Here is a 20,756-nt window from a genome sequence, read left to right on the forward strand (position 1 = left end):
TCGACTAAACGTGCAGCGTGCGCGGGCCCTCCCGACGGGAAACGAAAAAGCCCGGTTTAAAACCGGGCTCGAACAAACACGCCTATTGACAATGGCTTTCTCATATTAAAAGGGGAGGTGCCGGCTTTCGCAAGGCGCGAACCTACGAAAATCGCCGCACGGCAACGCGGGGCGATGAGCTCAGTCGGGGGATAGGGCCCGCTTCGCCCGCCGGCCCGTAAATTGTATCATCCAGTGTGGAACGAGAGCGCCCGTTTCCGTGTGCGACGGGCTTGCAATAAGAGGAGAGCCATGTCGAAGCAAGCGGTCGTTGGAATCTTGGCGCATGTCGATGCTGGCAAGACCACGCTGGCCGAGGCCATGCTGTTCAATGCGGGTCGCATTCGTAAGCGCGGCCGCGTGGACGATGGCGATTCGCATCTGGACACTAACGCGATCGAGCGCGAGCGCGGCATTACGATTTTCTCGTCGCAGGCCGTGCTCGACCACGGTGATACCCGCGTCATGCTCGTGGATGCACCGGGGCATGTCGATTTTTCTGCCGAGGCGGAGCGCACGCTGCGCGCACTCGATTACGCGATTTTAGTTGTGGGCGCCAACGACGGCGTGCAGGGGCACACCGAAACCCTGTGGCGCCTGCTTGCACGCTATGACATTCCGACGTTCATCTATATCAACAAAATCGATTTGGAGAATCCCGGCCGCGATGTTTTGCTGGCACAACTTGGGCGGCGTCTTTCCGAAGGCTGCCTGGATGCCAACGAACTGCTGGAGGGCGGCGCCGTTCAGGAGGACGCTGCAGCGTTGGACGAGGCGGCGCTCGAGGAGTTTCTTGAGGCAGGTGAGCTTTCCGTCGCAACGCTGTCGCGCATGGTTGCCGAGCGCAAGCTCTTTCCCTGCTTTGTCGGCTCGGCGCTCAAGGACCAGGGCGTGAGCGAGCTGCTGGATGGTATATGCGTGCTGATGCGCGAACAGATATGGCTTCCGGAGTTTGCCGCGCGCGTCTATCGTGTCAGCCGCGGGGATCGCGGCGAGCGCTTGGCATGGGTTAAAGTGACCGGCGGCACGCTGTGTGCAAAACAGATGATCAGCGGACGTTCCGGTGCCGAGGTATGGGAGCAGAAGGTCGATCAGGTGCGCATCTATAACGGTGAAAAGTATGAGCTTGCCCAAGAAGTTGCTGCTGGCGGTATTTGTGCCGTGACGGGTCTTGCGCACGTTCGCCCAGGGGACGCCTTGGGTGCGGAGCCCGTGTGTGATGCGCCCGTCATCGCTCCGGTCCTCACCTATACGGTGCTTCCGGGCGAACACGATGTCCATGCGGTGTTTAAAGCGCTGACTGAGTTGGCGGACGAAGACCCCATGCTCGGCGTAAGCTGGAATACTCATCTGGAGCAGATTCACCTGCAGCTGATGGGCGCCGTGCAACTCGAGGTCGTGCAGCGGGTGTTGGTCGATCGCTTTGGCCTTTCGATTTCGTTTGAGCCCGGCGGCATTCTCTATAAGGAGACTATTTCGCAGCCGGTCGAGGGCGTGGGCCACTTTGAGCCACTGCGCCACTATGCCGAGGTGCATCTGAGCCTGGAGCCGTTGCCAGCGGGTTCGGGCGTGCAGTTTGGCACCGTGACTTCGACCGACGAGCTCGATCTTAACTGGCAACGCCTGGCGCTTACAAACGCCATGGAGCGAGATCACCTGGGCGTGCTGACCGGCTCGCCCATCACCGATGTGCGCATTACGCTCACAGGTGGCCGTGCGCATGCCAAACACACCGAGGGCGGCGACTTTCGCCAGGCCACGTACCGCGCGATTCGCCAGGGGCTCATGCAGGCGCGTGAGGCCGGCGCGGCGGTGCTGTTGGAGCCGTGGTATCGCTTTGAGCTCGAGGTGCCGGGGGAGTGTGTGGGCAGGGCGTTGTCGACGCCACGCGCATGGGTGCCGAGTACGAGCCGCCGACAATGGCGGACGAACGGGCAAAGCTTGTGGGTCGCGTGCCGGCATCCGAGGTCCAGGATTATGCGCTGGAGGTGGCCGCCTACACGAGCGGTCGCGGGCATCTGTACCTGGAGTTTGCCGGTTATGCGGCATGCCATGATGCCGAGCGCGTCATCGAGACTGTCGCCTATGAGCCCGAGGCCGATCTACCCAACACGCCCGACTCGGTCTTTTGCTCTCACGGCGCCGGCTACACGGTCAAATGGTACGACGTGCCCGCCGCGGCGCACGTAAAGGTCGATCCCGCCACCTTCCGCCCCTGGCGAGCGGCGGACGTCGAGTTTTTCGGCCATAGGTGATGGAGGGTCAGTCTCTTTGTCGCATCCTGTTGGTATAACTCGGTATAAGTTGGTATAACTGTTACCAGGGTTTGCCAATCCGAGGAGGCCGACATGAATCCAAATCCCTTTAAGCCCACGGCTGGTAAGCGGCCTCCGATACTCATCGGCCGCGAGTCGGTCATCGAAGATTTCGAGGAAGGGCTCGATAACGGCGCCGGAGCTCCGGGCAGGCTCATGCTCATTACGGGAAACCGCGGCTATGGCAAAACGGTTCTCTTGCGGGAGCTGCAGCGTTTAGCTAGCGAGCGCGGATGGGCGGTTGTCTCTGATTCCGCCTCGCTTGGCCTATGCGACCGCCTGGCCGATGCGCTTCGCTCGAATATGTCGGTTGCGACGTCAATGGAGTTCGGGCCGTCACTTGGCCGGATGTCGGTCGAGGCGGCGCGGGCAAAAGGCGAGACGTTGCGCGGGTTAGTCAACGAACGCCTCGAGAAACTCGGGCCGGGAAAGGGCTTACTGTTTGCGATTGACGAGGCCCAATCGGCATCTATCGAGGAGCTGGCGGCGCTGGCCGTTCTCTATCAGCAGGTGCTCGGAGACCAGGATGCTACGGGCTTGCCCGATAGAGACCAGCACGGTCTTGCGCTGGTTTTTGCCGGCTTGCCCAGCATGGTTGATGACTTGCTCGAAGAGCCGATCGTAACGTTTTTGCGCCGCGCCCAGCAGCGTACGCTGGGTGCGATTTCTTTGCCCAAAGTGCGCGATTCATATATCCAGACGGTCAAAGGCACTGGTCTTTTCGTTGATGCGGAGACGGCGGACCTTGCGGCGCACAAGAGCATGGGGCATCCCTATATGGTTCAGCTGGTGGGATATTACATGTGGAGGTCTGCTGTCCGGCGTGACTCGCGGGTCATTGAAGTGTGCGATGTCGAGGCTGGCTACGCGGATGCCATCTCCGAGTTCTATGAAGCAGTGGACGCTCCCTTGTATTACGGGTTGCGCAGTCCGCAGCGCCTCTTTACCGAGGTCATGGCGGCTGATGGGGGCAAGCCGACGCGCATGGCGGCCATCATTGAGCGCTGCGACCCACCCAAAGCTGAGCGAGCAAATATCGCGCAAGCCTGATTCGCGAGCGCGTCATCGAGGCTGCCGGATACGGTCTCGTCCGGTTTACCGTGCCCATGCTGGGCGAGTGCATCCGCGACCGCGTTTTATGGCATGAGTAGGGTGATAAAGGTGACGGAACAGAAGATGAGCCCGCAGGCTATAGAGGTACGTGGCGCGCGTGTGCACAACCTCAAGGACATCGATATCGATATTCCGCTGGGAAAGCTCGTGGGTATTGCTGGCGTATCGGGTTCGGGCAAGAGTTCGCTGGCACTGGGCGTTCTTTACGCCGAGGGCTCGCGTCGCTACCTGGAGGCGCTTAGCACCTATACCCGCCGCCGTCTGACGCAGGCCGAACATGCCCAAGTGGACGAGGTGCTGCACGTACCGGCGGCGCTCGCATTGCATCAGCGCCCCAGCGTGCCGGGTGTGCGCTCGACCTTTGGTACCATGACCGAGCTCAACAATAGCCTGCGTCTGCTCTTTAGCCGTTGCGCCCATCACGTGTGCCCGCACTGCGGGGCGCGCGTGGAGCCGAGCCTTAACGTGGCCGCGGGTCTGTCGCTCACGTGCCCCGTGTGCGGCCGTGAGTTCTGCGCGCCGGGTGCCGAGGACCTTGCCTTTAACAGCGGCGGCGCGTGTCCCACCTGCGGCGGCACCGGTGTCATGCGCGAGGTGGACGAGGCGAGCCTGGTGCCCGACGAGTCCAAGACTATCAACGAAGGCGCGGTGCTTCCTTGGGGCACGCTCATGTGGGATCTGATGAAGCAAGTGGCAGGCGAGATGGGTGTGCGTACCGACGTGCCGTTTAACCAGCTCACGCCTCAAGAGCGCGACATTGTGTTTCACGGTCCGGCGGTTAAGAAGCACATTCTCTACGTTCCCAAAAACGGCGAGGGCGCCACGCCGCTCGACTTTACCTATTACAATGCCGTCTATACCGTCGAGAACGCGCTCGCCAAGGTTAAGGACGATAAGGGCTTAAAACGTGTGGCGCGCTTTTTGCGCGAGGGGCCATGTCGTGACTGTGGCGGCACGCGTCTCTCCGAGGCTGCGCGCCAGCCCCAGGTGCGCGGTATCAATCTGGCGCAGGCCGCGGCCATGACGCTTGGTGATGCGGTTGAGTGGGTGCGCGGGGTGCCCGCATCCTTGCCGGCCGAGATGCGGCCCATGGCGGCGGATATCTGCGATTCGTTTTTGAGCGCGGCCCGTCGCCTGGTCGATCTGGGTCTCGACTACCTTTCGCTCGATCGCGCTGGTGCCACGCTCTCCACGGGCGAGCGTCAGCGCGTGCAGCTCGCCCGCGTGGTGCGCAACCGATCGACGGGCGTGCTCTATGTGTTGGACGAGCCTTCGATTGGCTTGCATCCTGCCAATGTCGACGGCTTGGTGGGCGTGATGCGCGATCTGGTGGATGACGGCAACACCGTGGTTGTTGTCGACCACGATACACGTGTGCTGGCGGAAGCCGACTATCTGGTCGAGATGGGCCCCGTTGCCGGAGCTGGCGGCGGCAATGTGATTGCCGCTGGCACGGTGGACGAGGTCGAACAATCGAAGGGCAGCCGCATCGCCCCGTTTTTGAGCGCAGACCCCAAGCGTATGCGTCCGCAGGTGACTGACGACGAAATGTTCGACCAGGGCCACATCCGCATGGCAACCGATGCCATCCATACCGTCAAACCGCTCGAAGTCGATATACCGCGCGGTCGTCTCGTTGCGGTGACGGGCGTTTCGGGTTCGGGTAAGACGACGTTGGTGCTCGAGACACTCATCCCGGCGCTTAAGGCCCAGGCAGCTGGCGAGCGCGTGCCAAGCCATGTGCGCTGGGTCGACGCCGAGGGTATCGCACGCGCAAACCTGATTGACGCTACACCTATCGGCGCCAACGTGCGCTCGACGGTAGCGACCTATGCCGACATCCATGATGAGCTGCGTCGCGCTTTCGCCCGTACGCCCGAGGCCAAGGCAGCCGGCTACAAGGCGGGTGCCTTTAGCTACAACACTGGCGCCTTGCGCTGCCCTACATGCGATGGCACGGGCTCGATATCGCTCGACGTGCAATTTTTGCCCGACGTCGAGATCATCTGCCCAGCATGTCGAGGCTCGCGCTACGCCGAAGCCGCCTCGCATATCCATCGCGAGGGCAAGGACGGGAGCAAGCTTACGTTGCCGCAGCTCATGGACATGAGCGTGGACGAGGCTCTCGACGCCACGGTGGGGCTCAAGAAGGTTCAGGCGCGCTTGCTGACCTTGCACGACCTGGGCTTGGGCTATCTTACACTCGGTGAGCCCACGCCGGCGCTTTCGGGCGGCGAGGCGCAGCGTTTAAAGCTTGCGAGCGAGATGGGCCGCGTGCAGGACGATGCCGTATTCGTATTCGACGAGCCCACGATCGGCCTGCATCCGCTCGACGTTCAGGTGCTGCTGAACGTGTTTGACGGCCTCGTCGCCAAGGGCGCCACGGTTATCGTGATCGAGCACGATCTCGACCTTATCCGCAATGCCGATTATGTGATCGACATGGGGCCGGGCGGTGGCGATGCGGGCGGGCAAGTCGTCTGCGCCGGCACTCCGGCGGATATCGTTGCTTGCTCCAAGAGCATTACCGGCCGCTACCTATAACCGAATGTGACAAAGGGACAGTCCCTTTGTCACATGCCGGCAAAGCCTGTCAGCATCACGCTTTTCTTTTCTAGCCAATTCTAGTTAAAAGCAGTTAATTACCGTTAAAAGCTAGCATGTTGTCGACGTAGCACTTGAACAGCTTGTGTCCGAGGGCCAAAATGACCTCAGCCCATTCGCGAAATTTGCACGCCCTATAGTGAGTGGGTTCTCGCTTGAGCCGATGCTGCCAAGAGGCGGCCGATAGGGGCAATTATGGACAATCGAATCTTTGGGTATGTGCGTGTCTCTTCCGCGGACCAGAACTTGGACCGCCAGTTAGGCGCACTGGGAAGGTTTCCCGTTCAACAGGGTCAGATTTACGCTGACAAGGCAAGCGGTAAGAACTTTAGACGTCCCCAGTACCAGCGTCTTCTTCGCAGGTTGCGCGAGGGTGACGTTCTCGTGATCAAAAGTATCGACCGTTTAGGTCGCGATTATCGTGAAGTCCTCGATGAATGGCGACGCATCACGGTGGATAGGCGTGCTGCCATCGTGGTGCTTGATATGCCGTTACTCGATACGCGCGAGCAACCCGATGGCATCACGGGAACGTTCATGGCGGATCTGGTCCTTCAGATCTTGAGCTACGTGGCGCAGCTGGAGCGCGAGAACATAAAGCAGCGCCAGGCGGAGGGTATCGCGTCGGCGCGCCTGCGTGGCGTGAGATTTGGGAGGCCGGCGCTCGAACGCCCGGATGGCTATAACGATGTCATCAAATCATTCGAAGGGGATGAAGTTACGAGGCGAGAGGCCGCAACGCCCCTGAACGTCAGCGTATCGACGTTCGATCGTTGGAGACGGGCGGACACGAACTGATATGACCGTTCGCCGTCTGTCCGTCCTCTTTAACTAGACATTTTGAAGAGGGGAGTTTATTGCACAGAGCCACTCCTTCCCTCGATGTTTATCCAGTTCACGCCCTGGAACCAAATAGTGCCACCGTGTTGCCAATTCGTCTGCTTTTTGACGAGGGGTTATGAGCTGTAACGTCAATCGAAGGGAAATAGTCATGAAACGAAATATTACTAAAAAGATGCCCATGATGGGTTTGCTTGTTCTGCTCACCTGTTCTCTGGGGTTCATTTCGGCCTGTTCACAGAATGATGCAAACGCTGCAAAGTCGAAATATGTCGACGATAAGGCGATGAATGTTATCGCCGCCGGGTTCGAGAGAAGGTTCGACGTCATTGAATCTAATGCAAACGATGATGATCCTCATTCAACCGAGAACATCCAGGAAGCTATTGAGGCCGAAATCAAGAACGACAAGGAACTCAAGAACGCTAGGTTTAAGGATTCCAAGATGCAACAGGACGTAATCACATATCTGAATCTGCTTGATGACCAGCTTAAGGTGACCGAGGACTACTCGCAATCGTCTGCGGATTATTACGAAGAGTGGAATAAAGTCTACGATAAGCGGTCTGCGCAACTCAAGAAGCTTGTTGATAATTACGGGCTGGAAGTAGGGGAAAAATATAAGGATGATTTCAACGACTTAATTAAGAATGGAAAGTCCGTAACAGAGAAGACCTGCTATGAGGATGCCATCAACAGTTTGATTCAGGGAGCAAATTTCGAAAAATCGGATGACGGTTACGGTCTGTATACGTATACGGCGGTAGTTGAGAACACCTCTGGTATATCGTTCTCTAACGTCAGCCTGACACTTGCTCTCTATGATGCAGATGACATCAAAGCGGAGGAGACCTATGCGGACACTTCTTCGTGGGCGCCGGGTGAGAAAGTCAAGTTCGAGGCAATGTCCGATGTTGACGCTGCGCGCGTTGTCGCATCTGTTTCCAGCTACGATGTAAATAAATAAGTTCTGCACGGAAGGGGCGGGTTAATCGGCAATGAATGGTTGACCTGCCCGTTTTATGCCAAATATTGAGCAACAAGTGCTGCGAACGAATGTGTATTATTTCGGATTGCAAACAACTGCCCTCGTCTAAAGACATGCTGAAAACGACAATTAAGGCATGAGGTATAACCCACGGCAGTTTCTTAAATAACAGGGATTTTGAAAGGAATAGGGGATGGATGAGATGGAGGAAGGCATGGGGGCGCTGAAAGCGAAACTCGGGAGAATCCTGACAAAGCCCAAGGTATTCTTTGCGGGCCTGGCGCTTGGCGGAGTGATTGTGGCTGTACTTTTCATTACCATCTTTAGTAACGGCAAAGCTGCGGGCGCGAAAGAAACGACCCCCAATACGCTTTCCCCGTCGGTCGTGTTTGAACGCATCGCTTCCCAGAACGAGATGGTTTCTGCATCGCAGAACTATGCGATTGTCGATAAGGTGACGGATACCAAGAGGTTCTTCGATTGGTTTGATATCCCGTTTACGGAAAACAGCTTTTGGTACCGCTATGTGGGAACCATTAAGGCGGGTGTGAATCTCGAGACGGCAGAGATACATACAAACAAGAAAAAGCTGACCATTACGATGGATGAGCCTTATGTAATCTCGAACACGCCGGATATGAATAAGTCGGGTGCTCTCGAGGAACGCAACAACATCCTCAACCCCATTGAGGTCAAAGATGTCACGGCGTTTGAAGCGCAGTGCAAGGAGCGGAGTGAAAGCGAGGCCATCAAGGATGGCAAGCTGCTCGAAGAGGCTCGAGTGAACGCCGAAGCAAATATCCGTGCGATGTTCAACTCGGCATTTGGCGATGAATATACGGTTGATTTCGACTATCGGAAATAGGAGGTCACTATGGAGGATAAAGACGATCTAGCTGTTGTCGAAAGGGAGGAGCTGTCGCGACATAAGCAGAGCTTTGATATCCGTAAGGCCGCTGCCGGGTTGGTTGATGGCGCCGGAAGCGCGATGGCGGGCGCGGTTGCAACCGTACAGAAAGTTGCCGATGGTGTAATGTGTGCTGCAACTCCGATGGTCGATGACGCCTTGGCGGCTATTGCTGATGCGGCCGATGGTGCGGCAGGTGCTGCTGCGGATATCGGTGACGCCATCAACGATTGGGCATACCAGCAGCAGCTTAATAGATACAGGCCGGTAACCAAGGAGACCTATCAGAGTCCTTCATTTTATTTGCCGAATATGATTCGAATTGTTGACGGAAATGAGCGTCGTGGCATCGACGCCTGTAGGGATGCCATTGGTTGGCTGGATACCGTTAAGGGTACGCAGATTTTCAATCTGTACCGCGAGGCAATCGGGGATAGCGAATTGTCTTTCTACCCTAAACCATCTCTTTATTCCACATATTACATAGATGCTTTTGATCGGTCTCGCTTTGTTGATCTTGACTCTTATTTCGCAACCATGCAACAAGACAAGATGGCCGAGTTGAGACGGATTGCGTTCATGCTTGGCGCGAAGCGCTGCAAGTTGGAGGTGACGGAGTACGAGGAAACTCGGAGAGGCCACCAGGTTAAGGGAAATGCCAAAGCGGGAAAGAAGGGCTCGGCTCGAATCAACGGCTCTTTGAGCGATTTAACGAGAAATGAGAAGAAAATCCTGTTTACACAGGAATTTGAGGGAGACATGGTTCCACAGCGCCCTGAACTCCATTGGTATGCCCATGACTCTGACATTCTCTTGTTAATCGAAACGAGATGCGGTGGAGAGGATAAAAACAAGGCGAAGAGCTATCGGGTTGAATTGAAAAGCGAGACGACCATGACCATGTCCGTATCGCTTGCTATGGCTATCGATGAGGCATGCAGCAAGCTGAACATAAGGGCGAATTCGAGCCTGACAAGCCAAGCTAAGCGAGAACTTCGGCAGTCATTTGTATTTGAAGTTGAATTCTGACGTGAATTGCTAGCAGCCAAATGCGGCAAAGGGACTGTCCCTTTGCCGCATTTGATGTCAAAACCATTTTGTCAAGGACTAGAGAGTTTGAAAGTCTACCATTTCTGCCCCGTCCCCTAATGGCAGGTTTTTACATGCCGGCAAAGCCTGTTTGGCGCAGGGCTTCGTAGAGGACGATGGCGGCGCTGTTGGAGAGGTTGAGTGCGCTGATGCGGTAGTCGTCCGGATTGACGAAGTTGCCGCAGATATCCTGCCGAAGGATGGCCTCATGGCCGTTCTCGGTATGTCCGAGCGATTCCTCGTGGGCTTCCCAGGCCTCGGCGTTGTCGAGTGAGTCACAATCGCGCAGCATGGGGATGCGCTCGCAGCGCTCGGGCGCTGCGGCGAGCAGCCCTTCGGGAATCCCCGAGCTTTCGCTGCCAAAGACCAAATAGTCGCCGTCACGGTAAGTGCTTTGCGCATAGGTTCGGCGTGCCTTTTTGGTCAGCAGATGCAAGCGGTCGTCGGCGGGGGAGAGGTCATTGCGCGCAAGGAAATCCTCCCAGCTGGCATAGGTCGTCACGTCCAAGTTTTGCCAGTAGCCCAGGCCGGCGCGACGCACCGTTTTGTCGTCGAGCGAAAAGCCCAGTGGCTCCACCAGATGCAGGCGGGCGCCGGTGACCACGCAGGTACGGCCGATATTACCCGTATTGGCCGGAATCTCGGGAGCATACAGCACGATATTGAACATGAATCTCCTTGGCATAGAACGAAAAACCACCACGAAGGGTACCTTCGTGGTGGTTTGATGGTTACGTGGGCGGAAAACGCCCACTTGGATAACCTAAGCGCGGTGCCAGTCGGTCAGGCAGGCATCAAGGGCGGCGATGAGCGCATCCTTGTCCATGTGACGGCCGATGATGCACAGGCTCGTCATGCGGTCGCCCGTCTCGTCGTCCCAAATCTGCATGATCTCGGGGTTCTCGTCGATGATCTTCTGCTTCTCGCCCTCGGGCGCCGAGTCAACGAACAAGCCGTTCTCCATCAGGCGCATCTGGCGGCCGGCCTGCTCGAACATGTAGCACATGTCCGGATCGCCGGTCTGCCACAGCGGACCCTTGACGCGAATGACCTCGTCGGGCCACTCCTGCTCAACAAAATCGGTGAACTTCTGCAGGTCAAACGGCTTACGGCGCGAGTACACAAAGGTCTCGATGTCGTACTCGAGCACCTCGGGGTCGTCGTGCTCCTCGGGATGCTCCATGGCCTCGATCCAGGCGGCGGAGTTGTAGGCGCGCATAAAGTCGAAGCGATCGGTATCGAGCAGCTCCTCCATGGGGACCTCGCCGTTTTGAGCCTCGACAATCGCGGCGTCCTTCTGCAGACTGCGCACGATGGCCTTGAGCTCGGCGATCTGCTCAGGGCTCACGGTATCGGTCTTGTTGAGGATCAGCGTGGAGCAAAACTCGATCTGCTGGATGAGCAGGCTCTCGATGTCGTCCTCGTCGATATCCTCGGCCAGCAGGTCGCGACCGCCGTTGAACTCGTCGTACATGCGGGCGCAGTCGACCACGGCAACGATGTTGTCGAGCGCGAGCTTGGGTTCGCCGCCCACTTTGGCCTCGTCGCAGAAGCTCGAGATGGTGTAGGCGATGGGGATAGGCTCGCAAATACCGGAGGCCTCGATGATGATGTAGTCGAAATTGCCCGAATCGGCAATGCCCTGCAGCTGGTTGGCCAGGTCGTCCGAAAGCGTGCAGCAGATGCAGCCGTTGGTGAGCGGGATGAGGTCGTCGGTCTCGGAAAGGCCACCGTCGGCGATAAGGCTGGCGTCGACGTTGATCTCGCCGATATCGTTGACGATCACGGCGGCGCGGATACCGCCGTCGTTGGCGAGGATATGGTTGAGCAGCGTGGTCTTGCCGGCACCGAGGTATCCGGTAAGCATGATGATCTTCACGGGTTTGTTGGGCATGTGCCCTCCTTTGTTAGACATGGCTTACAGTAAAATCATATGCCAAACGCCTGCTCTTATACCCACGCGCCGGCAAATAACACAGGCTACTCCCAGGCTCCCCATACATCGGGGCAATAACCGACGGTGGCCTTTTTGCCGTTGCGCACGATGGGCTCGGCCAGTACCTGCTGATTCTCGAGCAGCTTATCAAAGCGCTGGCTGGGAGTGAGGTGCTGGATAAGTGCGAGTGTCTCCTCGTCCTTGGCTTTGGGGTTGAGCAGCTTGTCGATGCCGCCGACCGCCTGCATCACGCTCGTGAGCTCGCCTTTGCTCATCTCCTTTTCCTTAAGGTCAATAAACTGCACCTTAATGCGGCGCTCCTTAAAATAGCGCTGGGCCTTCTTGGTATCGAAGGACTTTTTGGTGCCGAAGATTTGCACGTTCATAGCATGTTCCGCCGTTCTAACGAACGGCGGTCACCTCGACGCTGCAAAGCCATCTGATGGGCAATCTGCCTTTCAATCGTCGGGCGCGGGCAACAGCCCAGCGCCCTCCTCTTTCAAGGCACCTTGCCTCATCAGCTGGCTTTTCGCTGACATTGATAGAACATCGAGGTGACCACCGCTGGACTTATCGAATGAAGTTGGTGCGCTCGCGATCGGCTTCGGGCGCGCTGATGCCGGCGGCCTGTCCTGCTTCGATACATTGCAGGAGCCAGGCCATGTTCTTGCCGATGTTGCGCATGGTGGCAAGGCCCTCGGCATCCCCATCGGCGTCGCCGGGTACGCGACCAAAGACGTTGTTCCAGTACGTGGAGGCGACCACGGGCATCTGGTTGATGGTGAAGTACTTGTTGAGCACATCGAAGGTGGTCGACGTGCCACCGCGACGGGCGACAGCGACCGCGGCGCCGGGTTTGTGCGCAAAGGCGTGCCCGCCCGCATAGAAGGCGCGATCGAGGGCCGAAAGGATGCGTCCGCTGGGGTGCGCATAGTAGACGGGTGAGCCAAAGACAAAGCCGTCTGCCTGCTCAGCGGCAGCGATGAGCTCGTTCACCACGTCGTCGTCAAAGGTGCAGCGACCGCCAAGCTTGCCGCACTGGCCGCAACCGATACAATCGCGAATGGGCTTGGCGCCCAGCTGAAACACCTCGGTATCAATGCCTTCGGCATTGAGCTGCTCGGCGACTTCGGCGAGTGCGCGGGCGGTGTTGCCGTTTGCCTTGGGACTGCCATTGACCAAAAGAACCTTCATCACAAACTCCCTCTGCTGTCGGTGACTTCTGCGGAGGATTATCGCACGAGAGGGGCAGATGGCGTGGGGAGCGATGTGAAACGGCTTGTGTTTCACATCGCTCCCCACGACGCTAGTCCAGCTTGGTGCCCGGTACTTGCGGCGCCTCTTCAAGCAGCGCTTTGAGCTCGTTCAAAATGGAAACGGGCTGTCGGTCGACAGCGTCTAGATGAAGTGTCGCCACACGAATGGGCGGCTGATATTCAAATGAGCCAAAGAGCACGGGCGACCCCAAGAATCGCTCGATTTCGTCTGCGATTGCGTCGGTCTCTTCGGGATCAAAGTCGTCGAAAAGCGCCACGAACATTGGTCCCGTCGAGCGGAACAGACGACCCTTGCCGCGCGAGCATTCCATAAGGCAGGCGGCACTTTCTGCCAAAACACGGTCGCCCGCATCAAAGCCAAAGCGGGCATTGACCTGAGCGATATCGTTGATTTTAATGGCAATAAAGCCTGCCTCGCGCGCCACGCGACGCATTTCACCAATGGCGTTGACCAGGGCGTGAATATCGCCCAGGCCAGTCACGGAATCTGTCGTATCTGCCAAGCTTCGGTTGATGATAATGCCCACATACATGCTGGGCTCGGTATCGGTGCCGTCCAAGCGGTAGCCCGTGCAGTCGCAAAGCGCGTATTTTCCGGTGGCATCCATTACGCGATACTGCATGTAATGGAAGTGCCACGTACCGTTTATCACCATGTCGAGCTCGGCGCGCACGTTGTCGCGGTCCTCGGGATGAACGCGGGCGAGCCACATGTCGAGTGAGTTAAAAGGGTGCTGGGAGGGCAGGTCAAAATCGCGCATGGCGTTAACCGACCATTGCGATTCTCCCGTATCGAGGTTAAGGATGAACGGATAGCGCGTCTCGGAGCTCATGGAGATCGCTTGGAACACCCGGTCGTTGCAGGGAAGCTGATCGACGATTGGGCGTTGCGGCGCATCATTGTCTTTCGGTTGCTGCACACGATGCATAAGCTTATAGCGATACATCTTGCGATCGGCATCCATCGTCATCTGGCGACGCGTGTCGCCGGCAAGCGGATCGACGCGCGAGCAGCCAAAGCTAAAGCTGGCGATCATGTGCGCCTTGCCACCTGAGCTCGCCTCGATCAGCCCGGCACGTACCTGCTCCAAGCGCTGCTCGAGTTCAGTCTCGTTTGCGGAGAGCGAGATAAGCACAAACTCGTCTCCACCGATACGGAACAGCATCTCATCGTGCTCCATGGTTTCGGAGAGTGTGCGGCAGATACTCAGAATATAGCGATTGCCTTCGGCGTGGCCAAACATATCGTTGCAATGCTTGAGATGGTCGATGTCAATATAGGCGCAGGTGAAGGGGTCGCCTTTGCGCCAGAGCTGCTCGACGTGACGGTCGAGTCCGCTGCGGTTGCCCAAGTTGGTGAGCGGATCGATATAGGCGTTGCGCTCAAGCAGCTGGCGCTCTTGTTGCAGGATGGCATACGTCTTTTGCAGTTGCTCACCAACGGCGCGTAGCCCAGCGGGCAGCGCGGCAACATCGAGTTCGGCGGTCGAGATGCCATTCGCAAGTCGCTGAAGATAGGCAATAATCGATTGCTCGCCCATGCGGTACGACTCGTTCATGATGGATAACCTCCTTGGGCAGGACAACGGTTTGTATCATATCCCCAATTCGGCTTGGATTGGGTATATGAGTTAGCCAATGGGGACAAATGCTTCCTTCGACGGTGGCGTTTTGCGCGCGAGCGTATCAGTTGTTATTGCTGCCATCGAGCAATGCCTCAAAATCCTTTGCCTGCATGGGTCGGTAGTAGAGGAAACCCTGAGCGTAGCGGGCGCCCATGTGGCGTAGCATGTTCGCCTGCTCATTTGTCTCGATGCCTTCGATTACAACGGGCAGATGGAGCGACTGCGCCATCTCGAGCATCGATGACACGATCCGCGCGCTGCGGCCTTGATCGCGGTCGGTGGGCACAAAGGTGCGGTCGAGCTTGATGACGTCAACATTCACGTTTCTGAGCATCGCGAGCGTGGACTGGCCGGTACCAAAATCGTCCATATAGGTCGAGAAGCCGCGGGTGTGCAGATCCGCGGTCAGCTTATCCACGGCCTCGGACTCTCCGGTATAGGCGGTCTCGGTGATCTCGATACGCATGAGCTCGGGCGGCAGGTTGTATTGGGCGGCGAGCGCCCCCATATGTTCGGCAACGTCGCAGGCAAGAATGTCCACGCGCGACACGTTGAGGGAGATCGGAACCACGCGAAGACCGCGATCGAGACGCTCGCGAAGCCATGTGGCAACGCCCTGCCAAACATATTTGTCGAGCGTTACCACAAAGCCGCTTTCCTCGAGAGCGGGGATAAAGGTGACAGGTGAAATGAGGGATCCATCCTTGTCAATCCAGCGTGTGAGCGCCTCGGCGCCAATGATCTCGCCGGTTTCCATATCGACCTGGGGCTGCAGGTAGTAAGTGATGCGGCCGTTTGAGAGCGCATACTGGAACTCGGTTAGCGTGTGGTGGAACGCAACCTCATGCTCGTATTCCTCGGGGCGGAAAACGGCAATGCGCTCCTTAAAGTCGTTTTTGGCGCGTCGATTGGTAAACATGGCCTTGGCCTGGGCATCAATGGTGATTTCCTCGCTCGCGTCGATGGGGCATACGCCCATGGACGGCCAAAAGCCTACGCCGTCGTCGTGCTTGGCTACAGCCTCGCGCACGCGCGCATAGACTCGGTGAACGAAATCGCGCTCAAAGGGTATGAGCAGACAAAAGTCGTCTTGCCCCCAGTATCCCGCGACACCCATGTCGGCGTTCTCGATATCCTTGAGCACCGTGCCCACATCGGCAAGCATACGGTCGCCTTCGGCCTGTCCATACCATTCGTTAAATAGGCGCATGTGGCCCATGTCGACGGTGGCGATACACCAAGCGCCGTCGCGCTTTGCCTTGATGAAGGCATTGGCACGGCGCATAAACTCGCTGGGTCGGCAGAGGCCGGTGAGCATATCGATGCGTTCGGCGATTGCGCTTTTGCGCTCGATCTCGGGTATAGGGAGGCTGTCGTTGGGGACAAGCCCGCCAGCCGTGCGAAGGCGACGGTCGAGTTCGCGCAAAACAGCAGATGTTTGGTAGTCCAGGCGCTCGTAAAAGACCGGGGCGACAATGCAAACGGGAGTGATGGTGTCGCCCGCGATCTGAACGGGGGCAAAAATGGTCTCTTTTAGACGATGGGTCAGGAGTTCAAATGCCCCGTGGTCCAAAGCGTTGCTGAGCACGACGAACTGGACACTTCGTGAACGGAAGACGCGACTCCTACCGCGGGTGATCGACAGCATACGGCTTGCGTATTCGGCAAGCATGCTGTCGACCGCCTCGGCTCCATAGAGCTCGTTGAGCTTCGTCGTGCCGCGAACGCGCACGGCGATGAGTCCTGTTTTGCAGCGGTCACGGCGACAGGCATCGATAGCGTTGACCAGCATACGCTGCGTTCCAAGCCCCGTGGCGGCGTCGACGGTCTCGGCAAGGGAATGATTGACGAGCTCGCCGACATAGAGCGAGGGCTCGTTTTCGCTCCCATCGATGCGAAAACCGCGAGCACGGCAGAGCACGTAGTCGCCTGTGGCGTTGCGTACACGATACTGCATGACTCGATGGTGCTTGGAGCCGTTATAGACTTGGTCGAAGTCGTCGGTAAAAGCCTCAAGGTCATCGGGATGGACGCGCTTTTTCCAGTAATCGCGACAGTTGTCTATGTGCTCTGAAGGAAGTCCGAGATCGCGCAAGGCACCTTGTGACCAAAGGGTGCGATGTTTGTCCAAGTTCTCGATAAAGAAATAACGACCTTCGTTGAGCATCGAAAAGGCGTCGAAAACACGGTCGCTTATTTCGAAGTCGTCGGTATGGACTTGCGTGATATTGCGTCGATCGAGGTGCAAGGCATGGCGTAGTTTGTAGTCGTACATGCGATGGTCGGCATCGAGCGTCATGCGATTGGGGGCTTCGCCCAGGGCGGGGTCGGCGTGGGACACTCCGTAACTAAACGAGTGGGGCATCCCGGAATCGTTGTTGTTGAGCAAGATTGTTCGGCAGTGTTCCAGACGATCGGCGAGGTCGTCCTCGGTTGCAATCGTAGAGAGGATGGCGAACTCATCGCCTCCCAGTCGAAACGCCGCCTCGTCCACCTTCATATACAGCTTGAGATAGAGGCTTACCTGCAAGATGTAGCGGTTGCCCTCGTCATGCCCAAAGACGTCGTTGCAGTGCTTAAGGTTATCGATGTCGATAAAAGCCATGGTGACGGGCAGTTCCTGCTCCCAGAGCTCCTCGAGGGAACGGACAAAGCCGCCGCGGTTGCCAAGTCCGGTAAGCTGGTCGGTAAAGGCGGTCCTGATCAGATCGTCCTGACGTTCAAGAAGGTCGCGGACGGTCTTTTCGAGCGTCTCGGTGTAATTGCTGACAGTATCCATGTCGTAAGCGGCTTTCTGAGGTCGGGCGAATTGCGTCGGGCGAGCTCGTTGTGCACACGCGTTGTTGTTCGGCGCTTTGCGTGTATCCAGGCCCCCGCCTCGCTGCGTTGTTGGGTTAATTTACCGGCTAATGTTTGCAGTTGATAACTGCTGAATAGTATAAACAACAGCGCAGAATTATATATGGGTGCCCATGCTGTGCGCGGCCATTATTCGCTAAACGGTACCGCAATGATGAGATGTCCGATAAAAATGCGACTGAGACGCTATATGTTGACGGGTATACTTGTCCCGGTTTTAAACGCAGGAACGGAGATGGTCGCATGGCACAGCCGGATACGACGCGCACGGTGGGGCTTGCGCTCGAGGGAGGCGGCTACCGCGGTATGTATACGGCGGGCGTACTCGATGTCTGGATGGAGCACGGCTTAACTTGTGACCATATGGTGGGTGTCTCGGCGGGTGCGGCGTTTGGGTACAATTTTAAGTCACGCCAGATCGGTCGCGCCATTCGGTATAACAAGGCCTATTGCGCCGACAAGCGCTATGCGAGCGTGACAAGCTGGTTGCGAACCGGTGACATGTTCAATGCCGATTTTGCCTATCATGAGGTGCCGCTTGAGCGCGATCCTGTCGACTTAGAGGCGTATCGTGCCTGTCCTATGCGGTTTACGTGTGTGTGCACCGATATCGAGACGGGTGAGGCCATCTATCACGACCTGCCGTATGGCGATGAGCGCGATATCGAGTGGATTCGGGCATCGTCGGCGATTCCCGTGGCGACCAAACCCGTTCGGATTGACGGACATCGATATCTGGATGGCGGCGTGGCCGATTCCATTCCCAGTGCGTGGTTATTCGAACAGGGGTATGACCGCAACATCGTGGTGCTGACGCAGCCGGCAGGCTTTGTAAAACAACCCAATAGCTTGATGCCTATGCTGCGCCGCGTGTTTCGCCGCTATCCAGAGTTTGTCGCGGCGCTTGAACGCCGGCACGAGGTATATAACGCTGCACTCGACGACCTGGCGCGTCGCGAGGCCAGCGGCGAGGTTTTCGTGGTGCGTCCGAGCGAATCGGTGAAGGTGCCATCGCTGTGTCGCGAGCCGGAGGAGCTCGAGCGCATCTACCAGGTCGGTCGTCGTGATGCGGCCGCGACCTTGTCGGCGTTGGAAGCATATCTGGCAGAGTAGGGCAAACTGCAGAGCTCTCGGCGGAAAGTGCGTCCCAGAATTTGCGTCTGGAATGGGATGCAGTTTCCCAATGGAGTCGCATGCGGAAAACGCATCCCAGAATGGAGGTCCAAACTGGGATGCGCTTTGCGCTATTGAAGATATGAGGCTGCGAATCAGCTGCTCGGCCTATGCCTATGCCTGCTGCCAGGTGTCGACAAGCTCCTTGGCTGCGGCGTGGGGGTCGTCAGCGCTGCAGACGGCGCTCACCACAAAGAAGCCCTCGACGCCGGTGGCCTTGAGCTGCGGCAGATCGGCTTTTTTGACGCCGCCGCCGACCACGATGGGAACGGGGCTTGCCGCATGGAGCGCGGCCAGGTCCTCAAAGCTCTTGGTGATGATGGAGCCATCTGCCGCGCGTCCACAGTCGCGCTTGGTCTCGGTCTCGTGGAGCGGGCCGATGCCCAGGTAGTCGACTAGGCTCATGTCGGCGGTCTTGACGTACTCGAGCATTTCCTCGCAACGGGCCGAAAGGCCCACGATGGCATCGGGGCCCAGAAGCTTGCGGCAGACCTCGACAGGAATATCGCTCTGGCCCACATGCACGCCGTCGACGGCGATACCCTGTTCGCGTGCGGCGAGTACGCAGTCCAGACGGTCGTCGATAAGCAGGGCGACCTTGCCGGTCTTGCCGGCGCGAGCGATTGCCTGCGCGGCGTCGCCCGTCAGCGCGATGATCTGGCGGGCACTTGCCACCTTGGAGCGCACCTGGATGCAGGTAAAGCCGGCATCGAGCGCCTGCGCTACCACATCGCCCACGGGACGTCCCAGCGTGTTTTCGGGGCCGAGTACCAGATAGGCCGAGATATCAAGGTTGTCGCGGATGCTCATCGTGCTTCCTCCTGCTTTTTGATCTGCGCTTCCATGCGCTCGAGTTTGCCGGTCATGGTGTCGGTAAAACCGGGTCGAATATCGGCTTTGAGCACGACTTCGGTGCGGATGCCCTTGCTTGCCAACACAAAGGTTGCATCGCGTACGACCTGCATGACCTCGTCCCAGTCGCCCTCGATCTCGGTGAACATCGAGGTGGTGCGGTTGGGAAGGCCGCTCTCGCGAATGACGCGCACGACCTCGGCGACCTCGGCGGACAGCTCGTCGCCTGTGCCGCACGGGGCGATGGCTACGGCGACGAGCGTGTTCATGTCGGCAGCGGTTGCGGGTTCGGACATGGCTTATGCCTCCTCGAGCTCGAGGTGGTTATTCGCAATATCCTGAGCGGTCGCGCGGTAGAGTTCGTCGATAAAGGCGACCTTAAAGCTTGCCGGGGCATCAGCGACAGCGGCGGCACGCGTGCCGGCAACGTTGTAGACAGCGGTACCGCAGATGGCTGCCGTAAACGGATCGGCGGCGCAAGCGTACACGGCCAGGACGCCGCCCTGCGAGCAGCCACAGCCGGTAATCTTGGACATGAGCGGGCTGCCGCCGTGGGACTTGGCCACGGTCGTGCCGTCGGTAATCAAGTCGACTTCGCCCGAGACCACTACGGCGCCGCGAGTGTAGCGGGCGAGTGCCACCGCAGCGCCGCGGGCGGCGTCGACCGTATCGGTGGTATCGACACCGCGCACGCGGCTCAGGTCAGCCGCCTCGCCTTCAAGACCCCACAGGCCGGCGAGCGCGATGATCTCGGAGGCGTTGCCGCGCACGATGGCGGGCTTGTACTGCTTGAGCTCGTTTACCAGCTGGGTGCGCAGGCTACCGATGCCCAGGCCCACCGGATCGAGCACCCAGGGTTTGCCGGCGTCGTGTGCCGCTTTGGCCGCACGGGGAATCGTCTGCTCGTAGATGGGGAAGAGCGTGCCCATGTTGAGATAGATGGCGCCGCCGCCGGCAACGAGCGCCTCGCCCTCGTCGGGCAGATAGACCATGGCGGCCGAACCGCCTACGGCGAGCTGCGCGTTGGCAACAAAGTCGATCGTCACCGTGTTGGTGATGGAGCCGGCCATCGGGTTGGTGGCGCGAATCTCCTCCACGGCCTTGACCACATTTTGTTTAAGCTGTTTCGAATCAATCAC

The 20,756-nt window shown here is 58.2% G+C and carries 17 protein-coding genes and 1 pseudogene; 9 read left to right on the top strand and 9 right to left on the bottom strand.

Annotated elements, in window-relative coordinates; all coding sequences use genetic code 11:
- Positions 1-291: 291 nt before the first annotated feature.
- From ACTQ05_RS05590 to ACTQ05_RS05625, 8 genes and pseudogenes are all read left to right on the top strand, one after another.
- Positions 292-1,773: pseudogene (locus ACTQ05_RS05590) on the top strand (GTP-binding protein); the annotation flags it as partial.
- A gap of 185 nt (positions 1,774-1,958) precedes the next feature.
- Entirely contained in the window at positions 1,959-2,294 is a 336-nt protein-coding gene (locus tag ACTQ05_RS05595) for a hypothetical protein (RefSeq protein WP_441063679.1), read from the top strand.
- A gap of 93 nt (positions 2,295-2,387) precedes the next feature.
- Entirely contained in the window at positions 2,388-3,404 is a 1,017-nt protein-coding gene (locus tag ACTQ05_RS05600; RefSeq protein ID WP_441016544.1) for an AAA family ATPase, read from the top strand.
- Positions 3,405-3,497: 93 nt separating this feature from the next.
- Positions 3,498-6,011: an excinuclease ABC subunit UvrA gene (locus tag ACTQ05_RS05605; protein ID WP_441063681.1), complete on the top strand. Its 2,514-nt coding sequence runs from the start codon at positions 3,498-3,500 to the stop codon at positions 6,009-6,011.
- A gap of 255 nt (positions 6,012-6,266) precedes the next feature.
- On the top strand, positions 6,267-6,869 hold the full coding sequence (locus tag ACTQ05_RS05610; RefSeq protein ID WP_441063683.1) for a recombinase family protein: 603 nt from the start codon (positions 6,267-6,269) through the stop codon (positions 6,867-6,869).
- Positions 6,870-7,062: 193 nt separating this feature from the next.
- On the top strand, positions 7,063-7,878 hold the full coding sequence (locus tag ACTQ05_RS05615) for an FxLYD domain-containing protein (RefSeq protein WP_427794255.1): 816 nt from the start codon (positions 7,063-7,065) through the stop codon (positions 7,876-7,878).
- Positions 7,879-8,092: 214 nt separating this feature from the next.
- Positions 8,093-8,764 carry a DUF4230 domain-containing protein gene (locus ACTQ05_RS05620; protein ID WP_427794254.1) on the top strand — a complete coding sequence of 224 codons (672 nt, stop codon included), beginning with the start codon at positions 8,093-8,095 and terminating at the stop codon, positions 8,762-8,764.
- A 9-nt stretch (positions 8,765-8,773) separates the two neighbouring features.
- A complete protein-coding gene (locus ACTQ05_RS05625) occupies positions 8,774-9,835 on the top strand; it encodes a hypothetical protein (RefSeq protein WP_427794253.1) in 1,062 nt (353 codons plus the stop codon).
- Between the two features lie 130 nt (positions 9,836-9,965).
- Here ACTQ05_RS05625 and ACTQ05_RS05630 read toward each other — a convergent pair whose 3' ends face one another.
- The 6 genes from ACTQ05_RS05630 to ACTQ05_RS05655 all read right to left on the bottom strand — a co-directional run bounded on the left by ACTQ05_RS05630 (position 9,966) and on the right by ACTQ05_RS05655 (position 17,512).
- Positions 9,966-10,565 carry a tRNA (cytidine(34)-2'-O)-methyltransferase gene (locus ACTQ05_RS05630; RefSeq protein ID WP_427728310.1) on the bottom strand — a complete coding sequence of 200 codons (600 nt, stop codon included), beginning with the start codon at positions 10,563-10,565 and terminating at the stop codon, positions 9,966-9,968.
- Between the two features lie 93 nt (positions 10,566-10,658).
- A complete protein-coding gene (locus ACTQ05_RS05635) occupies positions 10,659-11,789 on the bottom strand; it encodes a GTP-binding protein (RefSeq protein ID WP_441063686.1) in 1,131 nt (376 codons plus the stop codon).
- A gap of 86 nt (positions 11,790-11,875) precedes the next feature.
- Entirely contained in the window at positions 11,876-12,217 is a 342-nt protein-coding gene (locus ACTQ05_RS05640; protein ID WP_055252194.1) for an arsenate reductase family protein, read from the bottom strand.
- Between the two features lie 184 nt (positions 12,218-12,401).
- On the bottom strand, positions 12,402-13,025 hold the full coding sequence (locus ACTQ05_RS05645) for a flavodoxin family protein (RefSeq protein ID WP_427728306.1): 624 nt from the start codon (positions 13,023-13,025) through the stop codon (positions 12,402-12,404).
- Between the two features lie 112 nt (positions 13,026-13,137).
- Entirely contained in the window at positions 13,138-14,667 is a 1,530-nt protein-coding gene (locus ACTQ05_RS05650; protein WP_441063688.1) for a diguanylate cyclase domain-containing protein, read from the bottom strand.
- Between the two features lie 127 nt (positions 14,668-14,794).
- Positions 14,795-17,512: an EAL domain-containing protein gene (locus ACTQ05_RS05655; protein WP_441063690.1), complete on the bottom strand. Its 2,718-nt coding sequence runs from the start codon at positions 17,510-17,512 to the stop codon at positions 14,795-14,797.
- 323 nt (positions 17,513-17,835) lie between these two features.
- On the opposite strand from ACTQ05_RS05655, the gene ACTQ05_RS05660 reads away from it, so the two are divergent.
- Entirely contained in the window at positions 17,836-18,705 is an 870-nt protein-coding gene (locus ACTQ05_RS05660; RefSeq protein ID WP_441063692.1) for a patatin-like phospholipase family protein, read from the top strand.
- Between the two features lie 174 nt (positions 18,706-18,879).
- Here the strand turns inward: ACTQ05_RS05660 and ACTQ05_RS05665 are convergent, their stop codons facing one another.
- Genes ACTQ05_RS05665 through thiM form a run of 3 tightly spaced genes read right to left on the bottom strand, consistent with a single transcriptional unit; the run spans position 18,880 to position 20,756 of the window.
- Entirely contained in the window at positions 18,880-19,575 is a 696-nt protein-coding gene (locus ACTQ05_RS05665) for a thiamine phosphate synthase (protein WP_441063693.1), read from the bottom strand.
- Positions 19,572-19,913: a thiamine-binding protein gene (locus ACTQ05_RS05670; protein ID WP_427719764.1), complete on the bottom strand. Its 342-nt coding sequence runs from the start codon at positions 19,911-19,913 to the stop codon at positions 19,572-19,574. The genes ACTQ05_RS05665 and ACTQ05_RS05670 overlap by 4 nt, the downstream gene beginning before the upstream one ends.
- A 3-nt stretch (positions 19,914-19,916) precedes the next feature.
- A complete protein-coding gene (gene thiM / locus ACTQ05_RS05675) occupies positions 19,917-20,756 on the bottom strand; it encodes a hydroxyethylthiazole kinase (RefSeq protein ID WP_441063694.1) in 840 nt (279 codons plus the stop codon).

The organism is Collinsella sp. LCP21S3_A9 (assembly GCF_052118785.1).
In the GTDB taxonomy this organism is placed as follows: domain Bacteria; phylum Actinomycetota; class Coriobacteriia; order Coriobacteriales; family Coriobacteriaceae; genus Collinsella.

What these genes read in the sequence shown, in the direction of transcription:
- ACTQ05_RS05595 (WP_441063679.1), top strand. Translation starts at nt 1,959, where the DNA reads ATGGCGGACGAACGGGCAAAGCTTGTGGGTCGCGTGCCGGCATCCGAG.
- ACTQ05_RS05600 (WP_441016544.1), top strand. Translation starts at nt 2,388, where the DNA reads ATGAATCCAAATCCCTTTAAGCCCACGGCTGGTAAGCGGCCTCCGATA.
- ACTQ05_RS05605 (WP_441063681.1), top strand. Translation starts at nt 3,498, where the DNA reads ATGAGTAGGGTGATAAAGGTGACGGAACAGAAGATGAGCCCGCAGGCT.
- ACTQ05_RS05610 (WP_441063683.1), top strand. Translation starts at nt 6,267, where the DNA reads ATGGACAATCGAATCTTTGGGTATGTGCGTGTCTCTTCCGCGGACCAG.
- ACTQ05_RS05615 (WP_427794255.1), top strand. Translation starts at nt 7,063, where the DNA reads ATGAAACGAAATATTACTAAAAAGATGCCCATGATGGGTTTGCTTGTT.
- ACTQ05_RS05620 (WP_427794254.1), top strand. Translation starts at nt 8,093, where the DNA reads ATGGATGAGATGGAGGAAGGCATGGGGGCGCTGAAAGCGAAACTCGGG.
- ACTQ05_RS05625 (WP_427794253.1), top strand. Translation starts at nt 8,774, where the DNA reads ATGGAGGATAAAGACGATCTAGCTGTTGTCGAAAGGGAGGAGCTGTCG.
- ACTQ05_RS05630 (WP_427728310.1), bottom strand. Translation starts at nt 10,565, where the DNA reads ATGTTCAATATCGTGCTGTATGCTCCCGAGATTCCGGCCAATACGGGT.
- ACTQ05_RS05635 (WP_441063686.1), bottom strand. Translation starts at nt 11,789, where the DNA reads ATGCCCAACAAACCCGTGAAGATCATCATGCTTACCGGATACCTCGGT.
- ACTQ05_RS05640 (WP_055252194.1), bottom strand. Translation starts at nt 12,217, where the DNA reads ATGAACGTGCAAATCTTCGGCACCAAAAAGTCCTTCGATACCAAGAAG.
- ACTQ05_RS05645 (WP_427728306.1), bottom strand. Translation starts at nt 13,025, where the DNA reads ATGAAGGTTCTTTTGGTCAATGGCAGTCCCAAGGCAAACGGCAACACC.
- ACTQ05_RS05650 (WP_441063688.1), bottom strand. Translation starts at nt 14,667, where the DNA reads ATGAACGAGTCGTACCGCATGGGCGAGCAATCGATTATTGCCTATCTT.
- ACTQ05_RS05655 (WP_441063690.1), bottom strand. Translation starts at nt 17,512, where the DNA reads ATGGATACTGTCAGCAATTACACCGAGACGCTCGAAAAGACCGTCCGC.
- ACTQ05_RS05660 (WP_441063692.1), top strand. Translation starts at nt 17,836, where the DNA reads ATGGCACAGCCGGATACGACGCGCACGGTGGGGCTTGCGCTCGAGGGA.
- ACTQ05_RS05665 (WP_441063693.1), bottom strand. Translation starts at nt 19,575, where the DNA reads ATGAGCATCCGCGACAACCTTGATATCTCGGCCTATCTGGTACTCGGC.
- ACTQ05_RS05670 (WP_427719764.1), bottom strand. Translation starts at nt 19,913, where the DNA reads ATGTCCGAACCCGCAACCGCTGCCGACATGAACACGCTCGTCGCCGTA.